General features: G+C 62.2%; 20 protein-coding genes and 1 pseudogene. 12 read left to right on the top strand and 9 right to left on the bottom strand.

All coding sequences use genetic code 11. From position 1 onward, the window contains the following. Window position 1 precedes the first annotated feature (1 nt). Window positions 2–2,779, bottom strand: a complete 2,778-nt coding sequence (locus M5I08_RS02455) for a DUF1156 domain-containing protein (RefSeq protein ID WP_219068440.1) — start codon at window positions 2,777–2,779, stop codon at window positions 2–4. Then, window positions 2,779–6,189, bottom strand: a complete 3,411-nt coding sequence (locus tag M5I08_RS02460) for a helicase-related protein (RefSeq protein ID WP_219068413.1) — start codon at window positions 6,187–6,189, stop codon at window positions 2,779–2,781. Before M5I08_RS02460 ends, M5I08_RS02455 begins: the two co-directional genes overlap by 1 nt. 122 nt (window positions 6,190–6,311) lie before the next feature. On the opposite strand from M5I08_RS02460, the gene M5I08_RS02465 reads away from it, so the two are divergent. Together M5I08_RS02465 and M5I08_RS02470 are read left to right on the top strand one after the other, a co-directional pair. Continuing rightward, entirely contained in the window at window positions 6,312–9,725 is a 3,414-nt protein-coding gene (locus M5I08_RS02465; protein ID WP_219068414.1) for a DEAD/DEAH box helicase, read from the top strand. A 309-nt stretch (window positions 9,726–10,034) separates the two neighbouring features. After that, on the top strand, window positions 10,035–10,340 hold the full coding sequence (locus tag M5I08_RS02470) for a hypothetical protein (RefSeq protein WP_219068415.1): 306 nt from the start codon (window positions 10,035–10,037) through the stop codon (window positions 10,338–10,340). A 231-nt stretch (window positions 10,341–10,571) separates the two neighbouring features. On the opposite strand, the gene M5I08_RS02475 is transcribed toward M5I08_RS02470, so the two are convergent. The 4 genes from M5I08_RS02475 to M5I08_RS02485 all read right to left on the bottom strand — a co-directional run bounded on the left by M5I08_RS02475 (window position 10,572) and on the right by M5I08_RS02485 (window position 14,767). Further along, on the bottom strand, window positions 10,572–12,395 hold the full coding sequence (locus tag M5I08_RS02475; RefSeq protein ID WP_219068416.1) for a sacsin N-terminal ATP-binding-like domain-containing protein: 1,824 nt from the start codon (window positions 12,393–12,395) through the stop codon (window positions 10,572–10,574). Next, entirely contained in the window at window positions 12,392–13,297 is a 906-nt protein-coding gene (locus M5I08_RS02480; protein ID WP_219068417.1) for a hypothetical protein, read from the bottom strand. The genes M5I08_RS02475 and M5I08_RS02480 overlap by 4 nt, the downstream gene beginning before the upstream one ends. 465 nt (window positions 13,298–13,762) lie before the next feature. Continuing rightward, window positions 13,763–13,948: a helix-turn-helix domain-containing protein gene (locus M5I08_RS26465; RefSeq protein WP_255564726.1), complete on the bottom strand. Its 186-nt coding sequence runs from the start codon at window positions 13,946–13,948 to the stop codon at window positions 13,763–13,765. Between the two features lie 3 nt (window positions 13,949–13,951). Continuing rightward, a complete protein-coding gene (locus M5I08_RS02485) occupies window positions 13,952–14,767 on the bottom strand; it encodes a helix-turn-helix domain-containing protein (RefSeq protein WP_219068418.1) in 816 nt (271 codons plus the stop codon). 449 nt (window positions 14,768–15,216) lie between these two features. On the opposite strand from M5I08_RS02485, the gene M5I08_RS02490 reads away from it, so the two are divergent. Continuing rightward, window positions 15,217–15,360, top strand: coding sequence for an antitoxin VbhA family protein (locus M5I08_RS02490; protein WP_219068419.1), 144 nt, complete (start codon window positions 15,217–15,219; stop codon window positions 15,358–15,360). Between the two features lie 78 nt (window positions 15,361–15,438). Here the strand turns inward: M5I08_RS02490 and M5I08_RS26470 are convergent, their stop codons facing one another. Then, complete coding sequence (locus tag M5I08_RS26470) at window positions 15,439–15,624, bottom strand: plasmid mobilization protein (RefSeq protein WP_219068420.1); 186 nt, start codon at window positions 15,622–15,624, stop codon at window positions 15,439–15,441. A gap of 257 nt (window positions 15,625–15,881) precedes the next feature. Between M5I08_RS26470 and M5I08_RS02495 the strand changes: the two genes are divergently transcribed. Next, a complete protein-coding gene (locus M5I08_RS02495) occupies window positions 15,882–16,235 on the top strand; it encodes a hypothetical protein (protein WP_219068421.1) in 354 nt (117 codons plus the stop codon). A gap of 61 nt (window positions 16,236–16,296) precedes the next feature. Further along, window positions 16,297–16,512, top strand: a complete 216-nt coding sequence (locus tag M5I08_RS02500) for a hypothetical protein (RefSeq protein ID WP_249763064.1) — start codon at window positions 16,297–16,299, stop codon at window positions 16,510–16,512. 740 nt (window positions 16,513–17,252) lie between these two features. Here the strand turns inward: M5I08_RS02500 and M5I08_RS02505 are convergent. Together M5I08_RS02505 and M5I08_RS02510 are read right to left on the bottom strand one after the other, a co-directional pair. Continuing rightward, the gene (locus tag M5I08_RS02505) at window positions 17,253–17,537 is read right to left on the bottom strand and encodes a hypothetical protein (protein ID WP_219068423.1); all 285 of its coding nucleotides are present in this window, start codon (window positions 17,535–17,537) and stop codon (window positions 17,253–17,255) included. 541 nt (window positions 17,538–18,078) lie between these two features. Further along, entirely contained in the window at window positions 18,079–18,294 is a 216-nt protein-coding gene (locus M5I08_RS02510; RefSeq protein WP_249763065.1) for a hypothetical protein, read from the bottom strand. 242 nt (window positions 18,295–18,536) lie between these two features. Here M5I08_RS02510 and M5I08_RS02515 point away from each other — a divergent pair, with 242 nt between their 5' ends. The 7 genes and pseudogenes from M5I08_RS02515 to M5I08_RS02545 all read left to right on the top strand — a co-directional run bounded on the left by M5I08_RS02515 (window position 18,537) and on the right by M5I08_RS02545 (window position 23,258). Next, a complete protein-coding gene (locus M5I08_RS02515; RefSeq protein ID WP_219068425.1) occupies window positions 18,537–19,466 on the top strand; it encodes an EspK C-terminal domain-containing protein in 930 nt (309 codons plus the stop codon). A gap of 56 nt (window positions 19,467–19,522) precedes the next feature. Continuing rightward, window positions 19,523–20,230: a hypothetical protein gene (locus M5I08_RS02520; protein ID WP_249763066.1), complete on the top strand. Its 708-nt coding sequence runs from the start codon at window positions 19,523–19,525 to the stop codon at window positions 20,228–20,230. 420 nt (window positions 20,231–20,650) lie between these two features. Beyond that, the gene (locus M5I08_RS02525) at window positions 20,651–20,962 is read left to right on the top strand and encodes a hypothetical protein (protein ID WP_249763067.1); all 312 of its coding nucleotides are present in this window, start codon (window positions 20,651–20,653) and stop codon (window positions 20,960–20,962) included. Window positions 20,963–20,995: 33 nt separating this feature from the next. Further along, complete coding sequence (locus M5I08_RS02530; RefSeq protein WP_249763068.1) at window positions 20,996–21,229, top strand: LuxR family transcriptional regulator; 234 nt, start codon at window positions 20,996–20,998, stop codon at window positions 21,227–21,229. Between the two features lie 88 nt (window positions 21,230–21,317). Next, complete coding sequence (locus M5I08_RS02535; RefSeq protein WP_219068428.1) at window positions 21,318–21,659, top strand: antitoxin Xre/MbcA/ParS toxin-binding domain-containing protein; 342 nt, start codon at window positions 21,318–21,320, stop codon at window positions 21,657–21,659. Further along, window positions 21,656–21,814: pseudogene (locus M5I08_RS02540) on the top strand (hypothetical protein); the annotation flags it as partial. The gene M5I08_RS02535 and the pseudogene M5I08_RS02540, both read left to right, overlap by 4 nt. A 382-nt stretch (window positions 21,815–22,196) precedes the next feature. Further along, complete coding sequence (locus M5I08_RS02545; protein ID WP_219068443.1) at window positions 22,197–23,258, top strand: S1 family peptidase; 1,062 nt, start codon at window positions 22,197–22,199, stop codon at window positions 23,256–23,258. Window positions 23,259–23,271: the final 13 nt, after the last annotated feature.

The raw sequence follows: 23,271 nt of genomic DNA on the forward strand, positions 1-23,271 counted from the left end.
GTCAGTCGTCCTCCTCGTCGAAGTCGAAGGTGCTCTGCGGGCTTACTGTTGGAGCCTCGGCGCGCGCGACGTCTAGGATCTCTGGCCAACTGGTAACTAGGTTGTTGAAGCTCAACGCATCCATGGTCCAGCCGCTGCCCTCGGCGATCCGGAACAAGAGGTGGGCGAGTTCTTTGACGAGGTCGCTATCGACAGCGCCGTCGGGGCGACTCACTGCAGCGCGCAGGAAGTCCCCCGCTGGTGCTATACCGCCATCCTCGAGCACCCTAATTAGGTGGTGGAGTGCTTCCCAATTGCTCGTGCGGGGGTCGGCAACCACGTCATAGTGCGCGGCTAGGTCGGCGGGCTTGATCAGCTGTACCTTGTTCGCGCGAGAAGTCAGAACCCCGTCGCGGTCCATGACGTCGACGCTCGTGTTCCGCGCCCGCGCGAGGTTATCGGCATCGCCGAACTTCCCGACGCCGTAACCGTGTTGACGATACCAAGCGATGGCGAAGCGAGAGGTCGAGTCAAAGTCACCTTCCTGCTCATTTAATACTTGGTCGAGAATTTCGTTGATGCGTGCCAGTGCCGAGCGCACCGCCATGCTCGATCCATCCGGCTCAAGTACCGCTGCATAGCGACTGAAAACCGCCATACCTGGGCCGATTGCTGCCTGCGGAAGATCCACCGGCGCAATCAATCCCTGCTGCAGTTGACGAAGAGCAGTCGGCAACTCAGCCTCGAGCGCGCCGATGAAACCCCTACGGTCGGTGGTCGGGGCCACCTCGGAACGGGGTCGGAGTGACAATACGATCGATGAAGCGAGCGCATTCATTCCGCTGGCCATCATCCGGTTCGCCAGCTCGCTGCGCATCGGCCAGGTTGAGGTTATCTCCCATCCTGCTTGGATCATCCCCTCAAGGAGAGTCTCCCAGCCGGTCGACGACTCGCCAAAGTCATCTGACTCGGACTGTTTGAAGGCGTAGTAGACGGTGATGGGGAAGTCCACGAGCGCCGTCTCGCGGATACGCGCGAACACCCGACGAAATCCTGCCTCGAAGAACTGCTTCGCGCCAGCTGCACCGTCATGGCGATAAGCGTTCGCGACGAGCTCCTCTGCCTTTGGGACCAGCATTGTTGAGAGCAAATCGGGATAAACCGGCCGAAGCGTTCTTCGCAGCCATACGTAGAAGAAGTCCGAAAGGTCTGAATAGCCAATGTTGTCGTAATAGGGCGGATCGGTGCTGACGAGCGCACCCGCATACGATCGGCTGGAAGCATCGCCCTGTTCTGCAACCGCCGGCGGTCCGCCAGCATCGACAATCGCGTTGGCGAGATTGCCAAGACTTACTTCGAACGAGCCCGCCGCCTTGCCAAATGGAGGTGCCTCGGCAAAGTCCCAAAGCATCGGAATTGCTTGGCGCGTGAAAAGATTTCGCACCTGCGTTTTTGTATTCTCCCACCGGCATAGCGCATTGGCGATATCGGTCAACCGACTAACGCCGAGACCCAAGTAAGTCGCGACTGCATCGGCATAGGTTTTCGATGCTGAATCTGCCTCGACGCGCTCACGTGCCTTCGCGACGAGGTCGCTCAAGGTCGTGAGCGCGTTCAGTTGCCGGGCGGTAAATAGATCCGTGAATTCCGTTAGTCCGTAAGTCGGAGCCTTGAGGTCCCTCGGGTAGAAACCGAGCGAGCCGGTGATAGTTTCCGCCGGCGGCTCAACGTTCGCAGCGGCCACCTGTTCGGCGGACGGCGGAAGAAATACGCGCCGCCGTCCGCTTTCTGCAACGACCGCCATCATCAGCCTGCCGATCCGCTTCCCGCGGCCTTCACTGCGAATGTAGCTCAACGGGACAGCGGACTGGCAGGCGATGCAGCGGGCGCCGGTCCGCCCCACTGTTCCATCGACGACAGAAAACGGCTTATCCATCTTCCCGTCACCGCCGATACGAAACGCGACCCGTTGCCCGGATGGGTGAGCCGGATCGGTGACGATTGACGGCAAGACGTACGCTTCGCCGCCTTTCTTCTTACTGAGCCACCACGACCGAAGCAAGGGCATCTCGATGCCGCAGGCAGGGTTGGGGCACGTAACAGTTCGAGTCCAGATCCAGGCGACGACCGCGGCATTCGAGCCGTCCGTGAGCACGGCTTTGGGGTAAAGGTGTCCGATCTGCTTTTCGGCTTCGTCTCGCATCCAGCCGCCATACGCTCGAACGTCCTCAGCGAGCCCCGCAGCGCCCTTCCACTGGCGGATCTGTGAGTCGGCAAGGCCAGGGAACGATGGCGGTTGACCGCGGAATTTAGGTGGTATCTCAATCAGGGCCTTATTGATAAGCACCGCAACAGGATTAAGATCAGAGGCGTACACCTGCAGGCCGAGTCGCTGTGCCTCCAGCGGGATGGTTCCTCCGCCGGCGAATGGATCGAGGATTGGTGGAGGATTGCCGCCAGTGGACTTTAGGATCTCGGCATGCGCCTCAGCAAAAAGCTTCTCATCGCGAATGTTTTCCCAAACCACCAGACGCTCGATGAGCTTGTGTAACCGTTCACGTTCTTTGCGTTGTAGCTCCTCAGTTGGGAATTCATCGGGATGCGACGACGGGTCGTCGACGAGTTGAGCGAACAGAACCGCCCGCGCCGCGGCTAGGGGCCTCCTCGCCCACCAGAGATGCAATGTGGAGGGATGGCCGTGGCGGATCGACTTCTCGCGCGCAGATTCCCGGTTGATTGCTTCTAGCGGAAGCGCGACCTCAATCAACTTTCGCTTCTGCGCAGGCGTGTCGGTTGTCATCAAAACGGCTCAATTCCTTTGTTCCACGTCTTGTTCCAATCACCACGAACGCCGGTGGCGTCGAAGTCCCCAAGGTCGGTTGACGCGAACGGGTCGGCGACGTAACGGGTCTCGTCGTGCTTGGGGCCCTGAGGATCGACCTTGACCAAGGCCAGCCGGTAGCGAGGTGCGGCGTTCTTGCCGAGTATCACTTCGTTATGGGTGACGAAAAAGTCAGTGGCTCCAGCCAGTCTGGCTTTGACCTCGATGCGGTAGGTGTCCCCGCTGGCATCGCAGGACAGAATGTCGAATCCCTTGTTGGTGAAGGATTGTTCGACCGGCGCACGTCCCAAGGCTCGTTCGGTCGCCATGACGAGCTCGACGCCGCGCCGTTCGACCTCTTTGGTTTCTTTGGCATGTATCGGCGCAGACGCCGGCAGGTCGCCATCGACCAAGGCGACTGGCAGCACGAGCGCGGCGGTCACGATGCGGGGTGGCTTGGTTGACATCAGCGCCTGCTTATCGAGCTGCGCCAGCCGTCGCTGTAACCGCGCATCGAGCTCGACGGCTTTACGGTTGAGGCTCTCAGCCGACTCTTTGGGTTTATCGCCGGCCCGTTCTTTCTCGGAGGCCACCGCAGCGTCGAGGAGCAGCCGATCACGTTCCCCTTCAAGGCGTTTGACCACCAGCGCTCGGGCTTTGCCAAGCTCGGCTGCCCGGCGCGGCTTAACCTCGGCGAGGTACTTCGGCAGCTGAGTGGTGATGATCCAGCTCGTGGCGCGATCCTCGGCGTCGGCAAGCCAGCCAAGTCGACGGGCGGCTGCAACAGCTGATGTCTCGGGCGCAGCGACACAGTCCAAATATGGTGCTGGCCCGGCGGGAGAGACCGTGCCGACGCTGTCCACGTAGGCGTAGCCGAACCGGCGCGATACCGCGGCGCCGGTAGCGTCGGCGACTTCCTCGACGACGCCGACCAAAAGATGGGGCTCCTCCAGCGTGGCCGATACCAGCACGGTCCCGTTGTTGAGCGTGCCGCCGAGGTGGCGAATCGCCTCGTCCATGACGGCGTCGTGCAGTGGATGCCCGGGAGCGAGCAGGTCGGCGCGTGCTGACTCTTCGTACTGGACGTACTCGAGGTCGAAGGCAACACGGTCGTATTTGGTGGCGATCGGCTGGAACTTGCTGGCGCGTATTTGCGCTGGGACGTTGGCGATTTCGTAGCGTCCGCGTTCTCGTTTGGCGATGCGGCCGCCGAGTCGGGTGAACGCGGCCTTGAAGGCCAGCTCGATGTAGTGCGGTTGCAGTCGCCGTGCCCGCGCCTCATCCATTGCTGCGCGCAGCTTGGCCAGGTCGGCGTCGGCGAGATGATCCGAAGCCAGTGCTCGCTCGTCGAGCAGTTCTTTTAGACCCTCTGCCACTTGGTGATCAATGACTTCATGCATCCTGGCCTTCACGTCGTCCCGCTCGCCGTAGCGGATCGCCTCAAGGAGCAAGTCCCGCAACGGTGTTTCGCTGAACGCTTCTCCAAGCACGTCGAAGACCTTGCCGCCGTAGGCCTTTCGCTGCTCTTCGATCTTGGATAGCAGCCGGGCGAAGACGTCACCTTCACGGGTGTTGCTCGCAAGGATGTTCCACAGCCGGCATACCTCTTGTTGACCGATGCGGTGGATGCGACCGAAGCGTTGCTCGATACGGTTGGGGTTCCATGGCAGGTCGTAGTTGACCATCAGGTGAGCGGCTTGCAGGTTGAGGCCTTCGCCGGCGGCGTCGGTGGCCAGCAGGATCTGGCAGTCCCGATTTTTGGTGAACTCTTCGGTGATCATCCGCCGCTCCTTGCGTCGCACACCGCCGTGAATCGCTTGCACGGCAGCGGGTTTGCCGAGAAGGGAGCGGATCCTGCTAGCCAAATAATCGAGGGTGTCGCGGTGCTCAGTGAAGATGATGAGTTTGCGCGGCCATCCGTTTCCGTCCACGGTCAAGGCTTCGTCTTGCAAGATTTTGCTCAGCTCCGTCCATTTGCGGTCGGTGCCGGAGTCGCGGACCTGCTTGGCGAGCTTGGTCAGCTCGGCGAGCTCGAGGAGTTCAGTGTCGAGTTCGCCCACGGTTTGTGCCGCGGTAGCGGCGTCAAGCAGCTCTTCTTCGAGCTCCTCGATCTGTTCGGCGTTGTAGTCGTCGCCGTCGAGGCCCTCGAAGTCGACGGTGGGCTCTTTTTCGGTGTAGGTGCCGTTGAGGATTTCCTGCTTCTTGCGTTCGAGACGCTCGGTACGCCGGACCAGGCTCCTGTAAATGGCTTCGGGGCTGGAGGCCAGCCGGCGCTGCAGCACAGTCAGTGCGAACCCGACGGTGTTCTTACGTTTGCCGCCGACGCGGTCGGCCCGGTTCATGCCCTCGCGCACGTAGTCGGTGACCTGCGCGTAGAGCGCGTACTCCAACTCCGTTAGCTCATAGGGCACGGTTTCGGCGCGGCGCTCAGGGAACAGTTTCTTGCCGTCGAAGGTCAGCAAATCTTCCTTGATCATGCGACGCATGATGCCGGTGGTGTCGGCCGTCTTGGTGTTCTTGCCTTCGAAGCGGTCGCGATCGAGCAACGTCAGGAAAAGCTGAAAGTCCTCTTCCTTCCCGGAATGGGGGGTCGCGGTCATCAGCAACAGGTGGCGGGTGATGGTGCCGAGCAACTCGCCGAGCTGGAAACGTTTGGTCTTTTCCAGCTTGCCGCCGAAGTAGTGCGCGCCCATGCGGTGAGCCTCGTCGACGACGACCAGATCCCACTCGGTCTCCTTGAGCTGCGCTTGCAACTCCTCGTTTCGGGACAGCTGATCCATCCGCGCGATCAACAGCGGGTTGGTTTCGAAGACGTTGAGGTTGACATTGGCGTCGATCAGCTGATTGGTGAGCAGGTCGAATCGCAGCCCGAATTTGAAGAACAACTCGTCTTGCCACTGCTCGACCAGACCGCCGGGAGCCACGATCAGGCATTGGCGGACGTCGTCGCGCAGCAGCAGCTCCTTGATGTAGAGGCCGGCCATGATGGTCTTGCCGGCGCCCGGGTCATCAGCGAGCAGGAACCGCAGGGGAGTGCGGGGGAGCAGCTCGCCGTAGACCGCGCGGATCTGATGAGGGAGCGGGCGCACATCGCTGGTGGCCACGGCCAGCATCGGATCAAACAGGCCGGCCAACGTGATCCGCTGGGCCTCGGCGACCAGCTTGAAGTCCGACGCGCTGGCGTCGAACGGACGGCTGCCGGTCTGGGCGACGGTGAGGTTGTCTTGGTCCTTCCGGAACACAACCTGCTGACCAAGAACACCGTCGTTGGTCTTGTATGTCAGCTCCAGCGCGTCGGTCCCATGCCATTGAGCGAAAATCACCGTGATGACCTGGGCTGGAATCACCCCGTCAATACGCAAGCCGGGCTTGAGTTCTTCTAGCAGCATGATGTCTCCCCAATAGATCGATGCACCAAGCTAATCGCCCCCACCGACGTCAGGGTCTATGTGCGCCCGTCGGACCAGTCGATTAACGTTCGCTGCAATCCCGCCGCCAACCCATAGGATCCATGAAACGCGACGAACGCCAGCAACTCCGTGACATCACGCATGAGGTTACTGGCTGGATCGACACCGCAAGCCGTGTTCGCGCTGAACGCGCTAAGGTCGCCAACGCATCCGTCGCTGCGAAAAACGCACTTCGCGACGCTGTCGTGGAGGTCCCTGAGGACGGCCAGACTGCCTGGCGGGTGATGCCACTTCGCGCAACCGACACCGAGCGACTCGAAGACATTGCCAGGTATGACGGGCTGCCGAAAACCTCGGACAACTTCCGGAAGCAACTCGCTAACTTGACCGCTAACGTAGCCGGGTCGGTTCATGACGTGCAAGCGGTTATTGGCGTTCGGCGGTTCTTTTCCGGCAGCGGGACTCGCGATTCTGCAAATAAGGCTGCTGACTATCTGCGGGGCTATCACAAGCAATTCATTAGTGACGGTCTGCGCGCCGAACTGGAGCGCGTCGCGACCGAGAAACCGAAACCCCTGGGCGGCATCGCCGTTTCGGATGCGTTGTCCGAACGCGGTGGTCTGCGCCGTCGCACGTCTGACCTCGGCCAACCCGCTGAAGTACTCGCTCTCAGCAAGTTCCCCGGCTTCGTGGAAGCGGCGGGAAGGGTCTTGGGTGTTGTCGCCGAAGAGGCGAAATGCCGCGCCGCGGCCGTCGACGCAGGAAACGGGGTGCGGCGCGCCGAGACCGCCCGGATCATGGCCGACATGGGTGTCGACCGGCTACGCGAGGCCACCCGCGACAAGATCCGCACCACACCTCTGACCGATGCTGGAATCACCACGGTGAGCGAGGTTCTGCAGTTCCCGGGGCTGGACAACTTGCCCGGCATCGGAGTCACGACAGCGGCCCGGATCCTTGGCGCCGCGCAGACACTGTGGCAGACGACCTTCGACGAAATGCCGGCGCGAATCGACATCAGGGCACGCACGCCCGAAGCGACTGAACTGCTGCGGCGTCTGCGGATCTGGAACCAACTTCGCAAGAACGCCGGCGGTGCAGCCGAGATGCAGTCAGCCCAAGAGCTCGCCACCTTGGCCAAGGCGATCGATCGGTCAGTGACGCACCTGGCTGTGTTCTGCGCTCCGGACCGCCCAGTTGAGCAGTTCAGTGCCCGCCTCGACGCGCTGCTTCAGCGGTCACGGCTCATCGCCGGCGCCGGTACGTCGCCCAAGTCCGACGACCTCTGGGACGACTTTGTCGCCCACCCGGCGGACTATTTCGCGCTGCTGGCTGAGCTCGGTTTTATCGCCGAAGATGAAGAAAAGACCCACGGGGACCTCCCGGAAGACATCGTCAACGCGGTCCGGGCGATCGAGCTCAAGACCGATTATCTTGCGGCATCGCTGCGCGGGTACCAAAGCTTCGGCGCCCGCTTTGTTTTGGCCCAGCGCAAGGTCATCATCGGTGACGAGATGGGTCTGGGGAAGACGGTTGAAGCCATCGCCGTGCTGGCGCACTTGCGCGCCAAAGGTCAACAAAGCTTTCTGGTCGTCTGCCCGGCTGCGGTGGTGACGAACTGGGTCCGCGAGGTCTCGTCGAAGTCGAAGTTGGCGGCGCATCGCCTCCACGGACCCGACCGGCACTGGGCAGCGAAGAACTGGATCCGCAACGCCGGTGTCGCCGTCACGACCTTTGAGACGCTGCCCTGGCTCGAGAACAACGTTGAAATGCCGCAATTGGGCTGCGTGGTGGTCGATGAGGCGCACTACATCAAAAATCCTGAAGCCCAACGAACGCGGAGAACTACTCGGCTGATCGACTCCTGCGAGCGGGCTGTGCTGCTGACGGGGACGCCGTTGGAGAACCGAATCGACGAGTTCCGCAACTTGGTCGGCTACCTGCGCCCCGACCTGGTTCTCGACGCGAACGAGTATGCGCCCAGCAAGTTTCGTCGCCAAGTGGCTGGCGCGTATCTGCGGCGCAATCAAGAAGACGTTTTGACTGAACTCCCCGAGCTCGTCGAGGTCGAGGAGTGGATCCCGATGTCGGACGCTGATCTCGCCGCGTACCGCGCCGCGCTGGATCAGGGCAACTTCATGGCGTTGCGCCAAGCCGGCATGAACCAGGCGCTCAAGTCCGCCAAGTTGCAACGCTTGATTGAGATCGTCGACGAGGCAGAGTCCAATGGCCGGCGGGTCGTTGTCTTTTCGCACTTCCTGGAAGTTCTGCGAGGGGTCGCGCGACACCTTCCCGGCCGTGTGTTTGGTCCGCTCACCGGATCGGTGCAGGCCAGTCAGCGTCAGGTCATGGTCGACGACTTCTCTGCTACCAGGAAAGGTGCTGTGCTCGTCGCCCAGATTCTTGCAGGGGGAGTGGGTCTGAATATTCAGGCTGCATCTGTGGTCGTCATCTGCGAACCTCAGGTCAAGCCCACGACCGAATGGCAAGCCATCGCCCGTGCGCACCGTATGGGTCAGCTGGAATCCGTTCAGGTGCACCGACTTTTGTCCGATGAAGGAGTGGACCTGCGGTTGCGAGAGATCCTGGCCCGCAAAAAGGAGTTGTTCGAGAGCTTCGCGCGCCAGAGCGCCACCGCCGAAAGCGCTCCCGAAGCCTACGACGTCTCCGAAGCTGAGCTGGCCCGCGAGATCATCGCATCCGAGCGCGAGCGGCTCTTCGGACAGTCCGCGCCGCCGAACGGTCGCGCGAGCGCACCACCGAAGTCCTACCCGCCCGCTCCGCGTGTTAATCCGACACCGGCAGAGCAAGTTTCGACGCCGGCAAAGCTGATGAAGGCGCCGACCAGCCCACGTGATAGGCCGGCCGTACCTCCGAGGAAGCCGGCCACACCATCAGACAAGTACGCCAACAGGCCGCGGCGCCTGACAGCGCAGCGCCTGGCGGCAGGCGAACACGAGGTCGCAGCCGAGGCTACCGTCGAGCAACTTGCTGCTGCAGCGCAACCCGTTGGACTGCAGCCATATCCCGTCTTCGCGGAATCGCTGCCTTCTGTTGCTGGGGTGACACTCGAGCGGGTGGTCAAGAACGTGGTGCGGATCGTTGCCGTCGAGGGCCCGGTGATGGGCTGGCGCATCCACCAGGTCTACAAGAAGTGCTCAGACAGCAGCGATTCGCACGAAGAATTCACGCGACTGGTCAACCGCGCGATCTCAGCAGCTGAACGACAGCAACTCATCACCTCAGAGAACCCGCTCAACCAACCGGGCAACAAGCCAAGAACATACAGGTTGCTCAGCCAGCCGAAAGTCATTGCGCGACAGCGAGGCCCACGTAGCGTCGATATCATCCCGCCCGCAGAGATGGTGGAGTACCGACATCGAGTTTCGCTCGGTGCAGCGGTTTCCGAGGAAGAGGTCCTTCGCCGCGTGGTCAATCTGCTCGGCCTGAATGTAATAACGAACGATCTCCGCAGGGCCGCGGCCGCGGCCAAGAAGCTGCAGACAGCTAACTGATGATTGGTCTGCAATTCATTTCACCGGATTGCCGCAACCAAAAGCTTTGCCTGCAATCAAATCTGGCGTGCATCGCGATCGCGATCGGCATCGCGACGATCACAGGTTTGAATGGGACAGGCTGTGCCGCGACCAACCACGGTGGGTCATCTCGAACGACTTCTGACTGGGTACCGCCGCCATCCAACCGCGACCTCGACCGTGACGCCGTCACCGACCGCCACGGGCCCGACGCCCTACATGAGAACCGCACCTCCGCTCGCGATGGCGCCGCAATTAAAGCCCATGGGACCCAACGGAGATAGCGGCGTGATACTCGAATCCAAATCGCGGCACTTGCTGTGTCAGGTGCTTAACGACAGCGTGGCGTGTGTCGGCAGGTTCACCGACCCTCAGACGGGAGTCCAGTGCAACCTGGTCTCGGTAAATCCGGCCGGCAGCCTCCACTTCGGCGGCGGCGACATGGATGAGATCGATGTGGGGGTCCGGCTGGATTACCGGACCTATCACGCACTCGACTGGACAGTCGTTGCTGATGTGGACGGAATGATCTTCACTCACGACCACACCCGCCACGGCATGAGGGTCAATCCCCGAGTCGCGCAAGGATTCTGAAGCGAAAAGGTGAGTACGACCTCAAGCCAATTATCACCTTGTTCACCATCAACTAGGTGCTCGGCGCCCTCGACACAAGCGGCTTTCGCCGTCACCATGATCGCCCAGTGTGCTGGTGGTAGCTCGGCGGTTCAGGGCTTCGTTGCATTCACGCAAAACTGCGTGGTCTGCTTCAGCTCGGCGCCGACGGATGTTCGGGCGGAGCGTGAGGCCGGTTGACTGGGCGATCAGTCAGTCGACGACCGTTGCGAAGCGTGCCCAATCGGTGAACTCCCAGTCCCATCTGCGGCAGACCCGTTCCTTCGGGAGCCCTTCGTTGCTGGGGTCGATGAGCATGAGCCTGACGTAGCGGCCGTCCCCGATGAGAACCGCAAGCAAGTAGCCGCCCGGGGAGGCGAGCATCAACGACATCTCGTTGTTCGTCATGGCAAATCGCGCGTCCGCGTGGTCGACCTTCTTTACCTCGATTCGCACGGGCTCTCCGGCAGGGTTGCTGCCAGAGAGGTCGTACCCGACGTTCTGTCCGCTGACATCTTCGAGGCGCCAGCCGCGGCTGTTGAGGTACGCCATGGTCGCGACTTCGGCAGTGCGCCAACGGGAAACAATGTCTGACAGTGGCTCCGCCGCCGTGGGAACCTCTCCTCGGTGCGCATCTTCTGCGGTGCGCTGGGCGATGATCGGTGGGGAGGGCGGCGATGCGACCGGCGCCCTGTCGACGATGCGTTGCTCAGCGGGGGTGAGCTGCCTGCCGTAGCTACGGGCCATCTCGCCCAGGTGCGCGCCCAGTTGTGCGATCAGATCGTCGGACAGCTGCTCGACCACAGGTTCGTTGACGAGTTGCTGGACGTCGAGGATGTCCAGTCCCAGAACGGCTTTCAGTGCGCGTGCGCTGGGTTGGTTCTGCTTCGTGTACAGCGCCGCCGGTGCACCTGCAGGGAAGATGCGGGTGACGTCGTCGGCCGTCAAGGGCAGCGGCGAGTAGGCGAAGGGTTTCGGCCGGGACGTCATCGCGCGTTGCAGGGCAGTGAGTAGTGCGTTACTCGCCGTTGCATGTGAGGACACCAAGAGAGAGCGAAGGTCCTCGCCTTCCAGGATGAGCTCCCAGAGCCGCTGGGACAACGGAGCCTCTGGCGTGCTCAGTTGATGTGCAATGGCGGAGGCGGCGTCCGCGAGTACCCGCTGAGTCGACTCATCGCCGACAACGGCGTGCGTGCGCGATGGATCGGTCAGCAAGTCTCCAGATACCGCGACGGGCAGTCCCGGCTCATCGTCTAGCGGCAGGCCGCAAGCGAGGCGGCCGCGAAGCCCGGTCAGTGACTGGGCGCGTGCATCGAGAGGAACGGCGATCATCGCAGTCCCATGCTGGAGCAGCCCGAAGCTCGCGGATCCGGCCTGATCGTGGAGCGTCACCCCCGAGTCGTCACGGTCCACGCTAATGGTGACAGCTCGTTCGGGGGTGTTGATGTCGACGCGGTCGACGTGGCGGAGGAACAGCAGGCTTGTGGGGTCGATAGCGTCCAGTGGAGCATCACCGCCGTCGCGTCCGGAGATCGTGAAGGTTGCGCCGTCGGTCCTATCGGCGCTGCGGATCTCGCACGGGATCCGGATCAGCGGGACTGCAGACGCTGACTGCTCGCCGAGCAGCAGGGCAGCGACATTTCGGTCGAAGGCGAAAGCCACGTCCGAGGATCGGATGTCGATGCGGGAGGCGATCGCGGCGAGGGACTTGAACCCGATGCCGCGATATCCGATGGAGTCACCGCCTCGGCGCTTGGTTGAGCTCGCACTTCGGCATAGTGCCTCGGCATCTGCCGAGGTCAGTGGTCGGCCATTGTTCGCCCAGGACCAGGTCTTGTCGCCAAGTCCCGTTATGGTGACGATGGTGGATCCGGCGTCGTCCGAGTTCTGTAACAGCTCGTAAGGCACGCGGTTGCGATAGGTGTCAGCCAGCAGGTCTTCCATTCGGGCGATCTCCCCGAACAGGCCGGGAGCCTGCTTGTGCTCGTCAACCAGTCGTGCCTGCAATGCTGCTAGGTGCTGAGTCAGCTCACTCATTCATCGCCATCCGTCACGCGCACCACGACCCGGTGCGGATCGCCTGGCAAGTCACTGATGTTGAGGACGTTGCGGTCGATCCACCGCGGCTGGCGGCGGGGCACGTTTCCTTGGCCGTCGACCGGGATGTGCCCATAGAACCTGCAAGTTCGATCGTCGAGAAGGAACCCGGTGTCGTCCAGGATCTCGAATCTGATCTCCGGTAGGTTCACCTGGAATGGCGCGGAGTCCTTCACCGTGGATTTCGGATCTTCCCACGCACACTGGTCCAGGTATGCCTTAAGAAGATCCTCCGCGCTACCGAATTCGAAGGTGCCTTCGGTGTGCACCGTAAGTGTCGAACGGTAGTCGCCCTTCGACACGTAGGCGTTCGCAACGAAAACCTTCGTACGAGGGGCGTCGGCGCTGGTTTCTTCCACCACGATGATTTCGAGCGGCGTGGTCGTCGGACAGGTAAGGCTGAGCTTGGAGTTGATGTACACATCCGAAACCTCGGCAAGATCGTAGGCCGTCAGCCGGAGGTCAATGTTTTTCGCTGTTAGCGGCGCGTGACATGTCCAGGTGTCGCTCTGGGCGGAAACGCGGATCAAGCCCTTTTTGGCCTTCTTGATCTTTTCGAGAACGACCCACCTGTAGTTACTCGATGGGGCGGGAGTGTCGCGCCGGTTCAGAGTTAGGAAGACCTCCGGGGCATAGTTGTCACCATCGCTGTCCTTGAACCGGTCGCTCCAATCCTCAGAAAGAAAGCGGAGGGTGGCCGAGAAGGCCACCTGCTGCTCGTGGTCAGTCCTGTCATGAGACTCGGTGACGAGACGAGCTTGAGCGTCTTCCACCTGCCATCCCACAAGCGACAGTGCCAGTTCGTCGGCGACGATGTCGATGACCTCGGCCTTCTTGCCCATCCATCAGCCTTTCGATATGGCGTGCACTAGTGAGGAAGTTCAGCGACTCTATCGCCATGCGGACATTCTGCTTGGGAACAACTCGGCGTCGCCAGGATCTAAAGCATCGCCGGAGCGCGCGGGCGTGGGCGCTGAGGCCGGCGCTGGATTGTCGGGCACGCATCGATGCGTGACAGAGAAAAGATGGATAATCAATCTTATCCATCAAAAATGGAATGTGTTGCGAGAGGCTGTGACAATCGGCTAGGCGAGAAGTGTCACAGTGACAAACAGGGCCATTACGGGGACGGTTTGACGACTCGGCCTCGATCAGCTTCGCGCATCGCTTCGCGGCAGGCTTGCCACGCCCCCTTCTCAGTGTCGAAGCCGCCCTTGGTTATCCACGGGTATTGGCCGGTCGAGGAATCCCTCTCGGGGCCGCGAATCGATATTGCCACTTCGATCCGTGCTTGCGCACTGAGCCTTTCATGACGCCACGAGCTCTTGGAGACCAGCGGTGACCACGTAGACACGACCGCCAAGCCGGCGTACGGGCAGTTCGCCCGACGCGACGAGCCTATAAGCGGCCGCGCGGCCGATTCCCAGCAGGGCAGCAGCGCGAGGAACCGCGAGGAGTAGCGGAAGGTCATCAAAGACGTTGTTTTGCGCCATAATTCACCTCCTCTCACTCGAACGTGTCGGCGAGGCAGGCCTCTTGAAAGCTCCCTGGGTACTGCATCGTGGGCAAAAAGCCGCTGCGTCGGTTCCGTCTGGCAGCGTGACCGTGATCGTGCGAGATTGCGGATCTTCACATTCACCGCACCACGCCAAAGCCGGAGCATGCGGCGTGGGAGGTTCGGGGAGTTCCGAGAGCCGACGAGCTAAAACCCGCGCCGGGTAGCGAATGCCGTCCGGATTACGAGACAGATGAGCTACCAGGCCGCCGATTGTCCAGCCGGAGGCCAAAGCATCAGCGAGCGCCGGTGCGACACCGCGGGCGTCCGGTGGGCTAATTTTCCATGGCAGCGCCTTTATGACAGTTAAGACGTCGGACCGTGGTTCGGTTGGTGGTTCGGATGTGGGGTTCAAGGGGTCCCGATTTGACACCCCCGTGGGGTCCCGATTTGACACCCCTCCCGTCCGCGGTTGGGACGGGGCCGGTGTCGTATCGGGACGGGGGGGTCCCGTATCGGGACGGGGGGTTAAAGCCAGGTGTGGCGCGAGCGGATGATTGAGGTAATAGCGAGTGGCCCGCCGGGCTCCGGAATCGTGGAATTGCGGGTTGCGGGTAATGAGGCCGTCGTCTTCAAGTTTCTTGAGGGCACGTAGGACCGTGCTTCGGCCGGCGCCGGATTCGGCCATCAGAGTGCTTACCGACGGAAAACAGGAAAAGTTCTCGTCCGCTTTGTTGGCGAGTAGGAGGAGAATGAATTTCGCTGTTGAGGAATCGATGTCGAGCTCCGTCGCCCAATCCAGGGCCTTCCAGCTCATTGCGCCGGAGCTTTCGAATGGCGGGTGCCGCCGGTCGCGAGGAGTTGCGCTGTTACACAGAATGATGCGGTGAGTTGATAGCTGTTCCCAAGATGAGGCCTTGTCTCGAACAGCTTTGGGGGTCGCGCCGCGTAACAGTGCGACCACCAGCGCTCGTGACGTCTCATCCGTTTTATACGGTCTTGCATGGCGTGCAACGTAAGTCGCCGGCCTTGACTGCGTCTAGCACCGCTCGTGAGTTAGTTCCGAAAATCGTTAAAATTCAACATTTGTCGCCCCGACGTGTGAACAAACGAGGCCCCACTGCGGCAGGTCAACTTCTCGACGCACAGCCTCGGGAGCGGGCGTTGCGGGGTAGAATCTGCTGGATAAGCGAGTTAAGCGGATCCCCGTGGACGAAACGATGGCCAGACCTTTTCGACGGCCTGACCAGCGATGAACGTCGGGTCGTGATTGTCGCGGTCGCTGACAATGTCCTCGAAGGCTGGCAGCCCGAACGCGCAGATATCGAGGCTCTCGTTGACGTGGTTCGCGGCAAGTGCACAACGAGGGAGTACATCGAGAGGGTGCGCCGCGACCTCATCGTCCCGTAAGGCGCCTACGTGATCTGTGCGAACGGTTCTCGCCGATGCACTGTTTGGACGGCGTGAGGAGGCTGCACTTCGCATGGACTACTCCCGAGGCGTAGATCTCTGACTGCCTGCGATGCTGCGAAAGGCGCTGCGGCGAAGTAGTTCTGGAATGCTCAGTCCCCGACTTTTTGCGGCTCGGTCAATTAACTTCTTTTCGGTCTCATCAACCCGTATGTGCAGAACGATGTTGCGTCTGCGGTTCTCAGAGCCGCTACGATTCGTCATTGGCCACCCTTCCTAGCTGTTCCACAAGCCGACCAGGCCCTGGTGTGATCATGTAACCGGGCGAGTCTAGAGCACCCATAGGCCGTGCGCTGGTATTCGAAAACGGCTGTGCAGCAATGCCAAAGCTGCTTTTCCTGCCCTAGAGTTCCGCCTAAAGCTGCTCATTCCTGCCCACATTCCTGCTCATTGCAATGAGTTTCGGACAATCTTGGCGGTCCCAGTAGAAATTTGCGCGATCGATTCTTATCCTGACGGTCATGACTGATGAGAACGAGCAAGCCGGAAAGTCGGCTGACGCGCGGGATGACCGCGCCGCAACTGATTTCATGGATGCAACGATCGCTCTGTCGGACCTCGGCGCCAAGGTCGCGGCGGCGTCGCCACCGATGAGACTGGCCCCGGGTCTACCGCCAGGCTCAATGTGGGCAGAGGTCGAAGCGGCGAATCAATCAGTTAGGGAACAGGTGGCCGATGCCGCCGAAGCGGTAAGGGCGCGGGCAGCCGCCGCTGCTGTCCATAACGCGCGAGAAGCTGTGGAATTCGGGCAGCAACATGGCATTCCGGTACCCCCACACATCTTGCAACGTGCGCGAGCGGGTCAGGATGACTGACGCATCGAGGTTGTCGATAGACCCACCTGCGGCAGCCGCGATTACTAGGCAAGCTGCGGGTGTGGAGGTGCACTCTGTTACCGATCCGGCCGCGAAGAGCGAGAACGCATTTGATGGTGCGGTATCGGCGTTGCTGGCCTGGGCGGGATCGACGGACAACGCTGTGGCCTCCGCGGTGAGCACGCGAGGCCAGGCGGTGGCATCTCGGGCGGTGGCAGGTCTGGGTGAATTGGCAACGATGAACAACGACAACGAAAAGCTCCTCGGAGCGTTGTGACGAATCCACTGCAACCATCGGACGCGGCGCCGCACGGTGCCAGAATCCCGGGCGCCCCAAAGGTGCGATGGCCGTCACTGGTCGCGATAGCAGCACTTATCCTGGCGACCGCAGCGGCAACGATGGCCGGGGTGGCTTTGTCGCGATCCTCGTCGCCGTCGAATGGCACTCGACCCTCGTCCACTGCCCCGGCACGCTCAACCGAGGCAAGCACTGATCAAGCTGTCGCGGCGAGGAAAGACGCCTGTGACAGGTGGCGGGCGGTCGCAATCGCGGTCAACACCGCGCGGAAGCCATTCATCAACTCTCCCTCCGAGAGGGAAAACCTCATAACGGCAAACGCATTGGCGCAAGCAGAGGCTGTGAATGCCGTCGAAGTCTCTTGGCTTCGCCAACATCTCCCTGTCTCTACGCCCCAGGATGTTGCCGCACCGATTAACGAATACCTGGAGGCGATCGTGGACGTCGCTGCTGCAGATGCGCAGCCTGGCGCTGACATCGAAGCTAATGCCGCGGCGACTCGATCGATGACCGCTGCCAACAAGATTAAAGCCTCGTGTGGGATGTAGGCGCTCGTGGCAGCGATTCAGAAGACGGGTCCGTACACCGACGAGATCATTCCCCCGGAGTTGTGGCCCACTACCCACGAGGCAGCGGCTAGCGCGGCAACCAGTTTTTGCGATGCTTGCCAGGAGTCCGAGTCTGCGGCTGATACGTATCGAGTGGCGGCCCAACGGCTGTCAGAAACGAGTCAGGGTGCAACGCGCGAAGCTCTGATCACCGTGCATCGAGAGCTCGCGGTAGACCACGACAATCACGCCGCTATCCGGGAGGCGATCGCGAAGGCTGCCAAACAGGCAGCTGAACGAGGATACGAGCTGATCGATCGCCTGAAAGCGATCGAATTCCAAGCTCATCAGGAAATCGCGGCTTCGCCGCCGTCGGCCAGAGAAGCCATCATCGACGGGGCTCGCGCCCGGGCGATGGCTACGCATGCCGAGTTCGCGGTCGCTGTCGTCGCCCACCACGGAAAAGCAACTGAAGCTGTCACGCCGTTGGTGGCCGGGATCGTAGGACGAGGCGCGCCAACAGCACCACCGCCGGCTGCGCCGGCTCCCGCGGAGTCGGAGACCGACGATCCTGGACCCGGAGGAGCCGCTCAACGCGCCCCAAAAACGTCACACGAAACTGGTGACGCGGCTGCGGCCGAACCTAGCGGTGAAGAGCAGCGCAGAAAGAAGACGATCGCTGACGATGCAAGCGCGCCCACGTCGCAACCTGATGGTGAGGACCAGCGCGCCTCGATGGATGCTGCTTTGGGAGCGCTGCCTGCGGGGCTCGCTCCCGCCGGTAGCGGCGGCCTCGGTGGGAGCGGGTTGTCGTCGGCTGGCGGCCTCGGGCTCAGCCCGATGTCCAGCGGAGGCGCAGGATTGGGAGGACTAGGTCCAGCGAGCGGCGTGACGTCGATGCCAGCTGGGGCGCAGGCCGCAGGCCTCAGTGGTGTGCCTGGCGGTGGTTCTTCGACTACTGCGCAGACAAGTCAGATCGGTGGTGCGGCAACAGGGTTCACTCAAGGCGTGGCAGCTGGGCCAAATACCGGATCAGCTCTGTCGTTGCCGCCGGCGACCGGTAGCGGTACATCCGCGCCGGGGACAGCGTCGGTTCCGCCCGCGGCAGCTTTGAGCGGGCCGGGCGCGGCGGCGCCTGCGGGGTCTGGCCCGGGCGCCGCTGCAGCGGCGTCCGCGTCCGGTGCAGGATCTTCGGGCATGGCGGGTGCAGCACCTGCTTCGATGATGGTTCCTGCTCCAGGGATGGGGGCTCCGGTAGCGGCGGGTCCTGGCGCGCCGGTGCTGTCACCCGCCGGCAGTGCTATCCCTTCCAGTGGATCGATGGGGTCGGTCGGTGCATCACCTTCAGGCGCGGGTTCGGCAGGGGCGGTGCTGGTGCCGGCAAGTACGGTCGCCGGTTGCGGTGCGAGCTCACGTGGACCAACCGAGTCAGCGGAGTTAGCCGCCGCGAAAGCGTTGGCGCTCAAGCTGCGTCGGGATTGTGACGGCGCGAAGTATCCGTGCATCGAGTGGGCGGTCGGGATTTTCCGCAGCGAAGCTGGCGGCGCGACTGAGTGCGTGGTGACCTCCAACGAGGGTTTCGGCTACATACCGTGGGGAGTTTTCTTGCCGCGGTCGGCTCGGGTGCTGGCGTCAGACAAGCTGGTCGACAATGAGTTCCGCGATCACTGGTTTGGCTGTAAAGATCCCGCCCAGGTGCTGGTGGAATACGGCAAGCTTCGGGCTCGACAAGGCTCGCGGCTGGTCGCGCTGGGCGTAACCAAGAACAGTGTCTATGGCCGCGGACCCGGTGTGGAGTACGGGGTGAGTGCGCCTCGCAGCATGAACGAGGAGTACCGCGAACCGGTTCTTGATGATCTGCATCAGCACAGACTCGAAGCGCTGCAACCCGAGATTTATCTGCGGGTTGCGCGGCTTGCCAGCACGGAGCCCGAGACGCGGGAGATCGACAATCAGATCACGGTGTCGATGGCGGCAAAGATGATGGATGCCGTCACAACTGCAGCTAGAAAGGGCGTGGAGGTGCCGCCTCTGTTGCGGGAGCTATGGAATCGCACGGGTGTGGAGGATTGCTCAAAGGACAAGGTGTGGGACGACTATGGGCTTCAGATGCTCGTGTGCTTTGTGAACACCAGCGCTGGCCGGCCCGATCCGGCCACGGCCGACACGGGCGCGCGCGAGCTCTACCGGGGGCAGTGGCAGGTTGCCCGTGCGATGGAAATGGTTTGGGGGCTTTCTGGTCCGGCCCGTGACAAGCAGCTCGTCACCGGCGGGGCGGTGTGGGCGGACATGCTTTATGCGGCGGCTGTGTTCGCCGATCAGGACGACTTCGTGCGGATTGCGGAACCACTCGTACGGGTGGTCGAAGACGGCCGCGGTCGGTGAGAGGTATGGATCGTAGCTGTGATCAGCTGGCATCGCTTGGCTCACGTCATCAGAGGTTGGTCGCCGGTGTCGAGTCGGCGGCGTTGTGGGTTGTGATAGCGACGATTGGAAACGCGGATAGGGCCCAACAGTGTGTTGAGGTTGCGCCGGCTGCGGTTGAGCGGCTTTTGGAGCTTCGCTTCCAGCTGCAGAGTTTGGCCTTCGCAATGCGTATGGCGGCCCTTAATTGGGCTGCGTCGCTGCGTGAGTTCCACGCTGTCTGCGTTCTCGAGCCGGAGCGCGTGCGCGACCGGTCGGCAGAGCCGTGGGCGGATCCGACCGCGGTCGCGCGGGACCGCGAGATACACGACAGCCTCTTCACGGCTGGATATAAGGAATTGGGCTGGCTGCATCGCGAGCAGGCGCAGTGGGCGGCAGAAGTCGTTGACGCACCGCAGTTTTTGCCGCCGGAGATCGGTGGTGTACCCGCGTGGGAAATGTTCGTGGAGTCCATGACGCGGTTGGCGGCAGAGGCGGTCACTGCTCTTGAGGAGGCGTACAAGATCGTAGTGGCCATTATGTACGGATCCATGCTCACAGGGAATGGACAGCAGGGCGTGCCGCGTACACCGCAACAAGATGCGGGCGTTTTAGGGGAGTGGATGAGGATGCTGGCTACAGGCTGCATTGGCCCGGAGCAGCGTGCAGCCGTGCTGGCGGGATTACCGCCGGTGTACGGGGAGGCGGTCGCGATGCTGCGTCGGGATTCGCCAGGCTGTCTGTGATGATGAGCCGGAAGCAACCGCAATTGGGAGATTGAGTCACGCTGACGTCGCTTTTCGACCGCCTTTCAAGATGGCCTTGAAATGCGGTAGTGGGCAGCGTATTGTCCAAGCTTCAAGATAGCCTTGAAACTTGGAGGTCTTCAAATGGCGGCAGCTGGTCGCTTTGTAGAGGCGGCGAGTCCTGGTGGCGTTGTTCGGGTTCGGGTTGGATGCGATGGCCGGACGGCGTCGGTCGGGTTCTCGCCGGCGGCGATGTGTTTGTCGTCGGCTGAACTCGCGAACGACGTTGTGTGTGTGAACGTGTTGGCGACCATGATGTTTCAGGTCTCGCAAAATCTTCGGGCACAGCATGAACTGGCTGTCTATGCTCGCTTTGTCGCCACGTGCTGCGGTAGTCGACGTCGGCAACGTCAGACCGGCATGGCCTCGACCGCCGAGGATGCGTTGCAGCCTTCGGGGGAGGAGTACGACAGGCTGACCGGACAGGTGCTGGCGCGGGTGAAGCGAGTCGAGGCGCTGCTCACCAGTGCGCCAGCGAACGTCGAGTGGGTCGGTGGGCAGGACGTGGTGGTGTCGCTCGATCCGGCCGGCCGGTTGGCGGGCTTATGGCTGTCGCCGCGCTGCACCACCCGCTACAGCGCCGTCGAGCTGGAGGACCTACTCAACGGTGTGTTGGCCGCGGCGGGCAGGACGGCTGATCCCGGCGTGAATTTTCTGCGCGATACTGGTTGAGCGGTTTCAAGGCGGCCTGAAACAATCGGTGGTGTGGATGACGAAGGGCGCGCCCTGGCTGCGCTGCTGGCCGCTCACGCCGATATGGAGCGGCTGACCGCCGAGATTAGTGTGGCCCGTCGGCGGCGCCGCGATGCAGCGCGACGGCTGATCGGGTTAGGGCGGGGCACATCCTGGATTGCGCGGCAGCTCGGGGTAACGCCTCAGGCGGTCGACGGTTTTCTGAAATACCAAGAGCGCCAAGAGAAAAAGCGCGGATCTGGTTAGATCTCGATGCGCCGGTTGTTCCTCGCGTTGAGGGCTAATTTCATGTCATACTACATGACATAATGGATGACAAAAGGAAGACAGGCTCATGGCTGTGAATGCGCTCGCCGCGACGGTGTCCGGCGCGATCGATCGTCTGGGGCTGACGTATGAGGAGGTCGGGGGGATCGTCGATGCGTCGCCGCGCTCCGTGGCGCGGTGGACTGCAGGTCAGGTGGTCCCGCAACGGCTCAACAAGCAGCGCCTGATCGAGCTGGCCTACGTTGCCGATGCGCTCGCCGAAGTACTTCCGCGCGACCAAGCGAATGTGTGGATGTTCGCGCCGAATCGACTGCTGAAGCACCGTAAGCCGGCCGACCTTGTGCGGGACGGTAAGTATCAGCGTGTCTTAGCCCTCATAGACGCCATGGCTGAAGGGGTATTCGTGTGAGCCAAGCCCTCGACGAGGGGCTTGTTCAGCGCGTCGAGGCTCGCGGTACGACGGCCTGGTCCGGGGAATGCTTCCGTTACACCGCCGCTCATAGAGACCCTCTATCGGATGAGGGCGCGCGCAGATTCGGAGGCCAGCTCGATGAGGCGCTGCTTGTTGAGCCGGTACGGTTCCCGGTTCAATCCCCAACGTGACCGGGGAGGGTGGATACTCGCGCTATACCGCGCCGTATGCCGACACTGTGACATTCCTTCAGACGCAGTTCGCCAGCGGTCGGCGGTATGACGCCTATGGTGCGACGTGGTGGCAGAACCTGCCGCCGCGCATATTCGCTTAGGGCGAACGCCCGCCCGGGCATGTCGAGGTACCTGCTCCGGCGCGGCCGTCGATAGCGTTGGTGCCGTGACGGTTAACACCACCGACAACGCGGGCGGTGGCAACGACGCGTCGCCACAGCAGCCCACGCCCGCAGACCTAGAGCCCGGCACGCTCGACTGGCGGGTGGCGGTGGCGGTTGGCGCGCACGGGTTCTTCAAGATGCCTCACGATCCGGTCGTCGCCGCGGCGATCGGTAAGACGGTTCATCCGACGAATTTCGATGCCTGGACGGTTGCGGACTTTTCGAAGTATCTCCATACCCGTGGGCTTCGCGATGCCGGGAACGTCGTCGCGCTGACCCGAATCGTCCGCGCGATGGAGCGGGCTACATTCCTATTGCCATGCGGCACGGCCAACATCCCGCTGATGGCCGAGCGATACCTCACGCAGGGTGGCGCGTCGCCCGGCCAGGTGGGCGGGTACCTATGGCTATCGGAAGTTTTCGGCGCCGAGCTAATCATTCGGAGCTACAACGCGGCGACCGTCCAAATCGCCGGCACCGACGCCGCCGGCGACCCCCGCTGGGGCAGCGGGCTGGTACTCGACCCGACGCACATCGTCACCAACAAGCATGTCGTAGCCGCGCTGGCGCCGGGCACGTCCCCCGCAGTAACGCCGTCGACCAGCGGCGGCGAACAGGTGGCTTGCGAGTTTGTCGTCCACGCGCACGAGAAAATCGACGTCGCAGTTATCGAAATTCGGGCGGCGGCGGGCAAAGGCATGCCGCGGCTCGCGGGAATGGCGTTCCGCGATCCGGCGTGGGCCGATGACGTCTACCTATTCGGCTATCCGCACGTGCCGATGCTTGCCGAAATGGTCATTACCGTGCAGCGCGGTGAGGTGGTCAATCCGGCGTCGGAGACAATGTCCCGGCAGAAGACGTTCCTATATTCGGCGATTGCGCGGCCGGGTAATAGCGGTGGGCCCATCGTCGCGCACGACGGTCGAGTCATCGGCCTGGTGGTCGAGGACAGTTTGCACACGTCCCGCGCCGGCGCCGCGGGCTACGAACCGCCATCGCCTGCCACACCCGAGGAACGGATCGACCGCCTCGGAGGCGAGGTCAAAGATTTGAAGGCCAAGGTCCATGCCCCGTCGTTTTATCACGGCATCCCGTCAAGCGAAGTGATCCGGGCCCTCGACGAGCTGGGGTTCGGCGGTCTTGCAACAATGGATGAACCGCCGCCGAACGGCCCGTCGCTACGGTTCCACGGCGGTTAACCCGGCGCCCGCA

Source organism: Candidatus Mycobacterium methanotrophicum (genome assembly GCF_023515995.1).
Taxonomy (GTDB): Bacteria; Actinomycetota; Actinomycetes; order Mycobacteriales; family Mycobacteriaceae; genus Mycobacterium; species Mycobacterium methanotrophicum.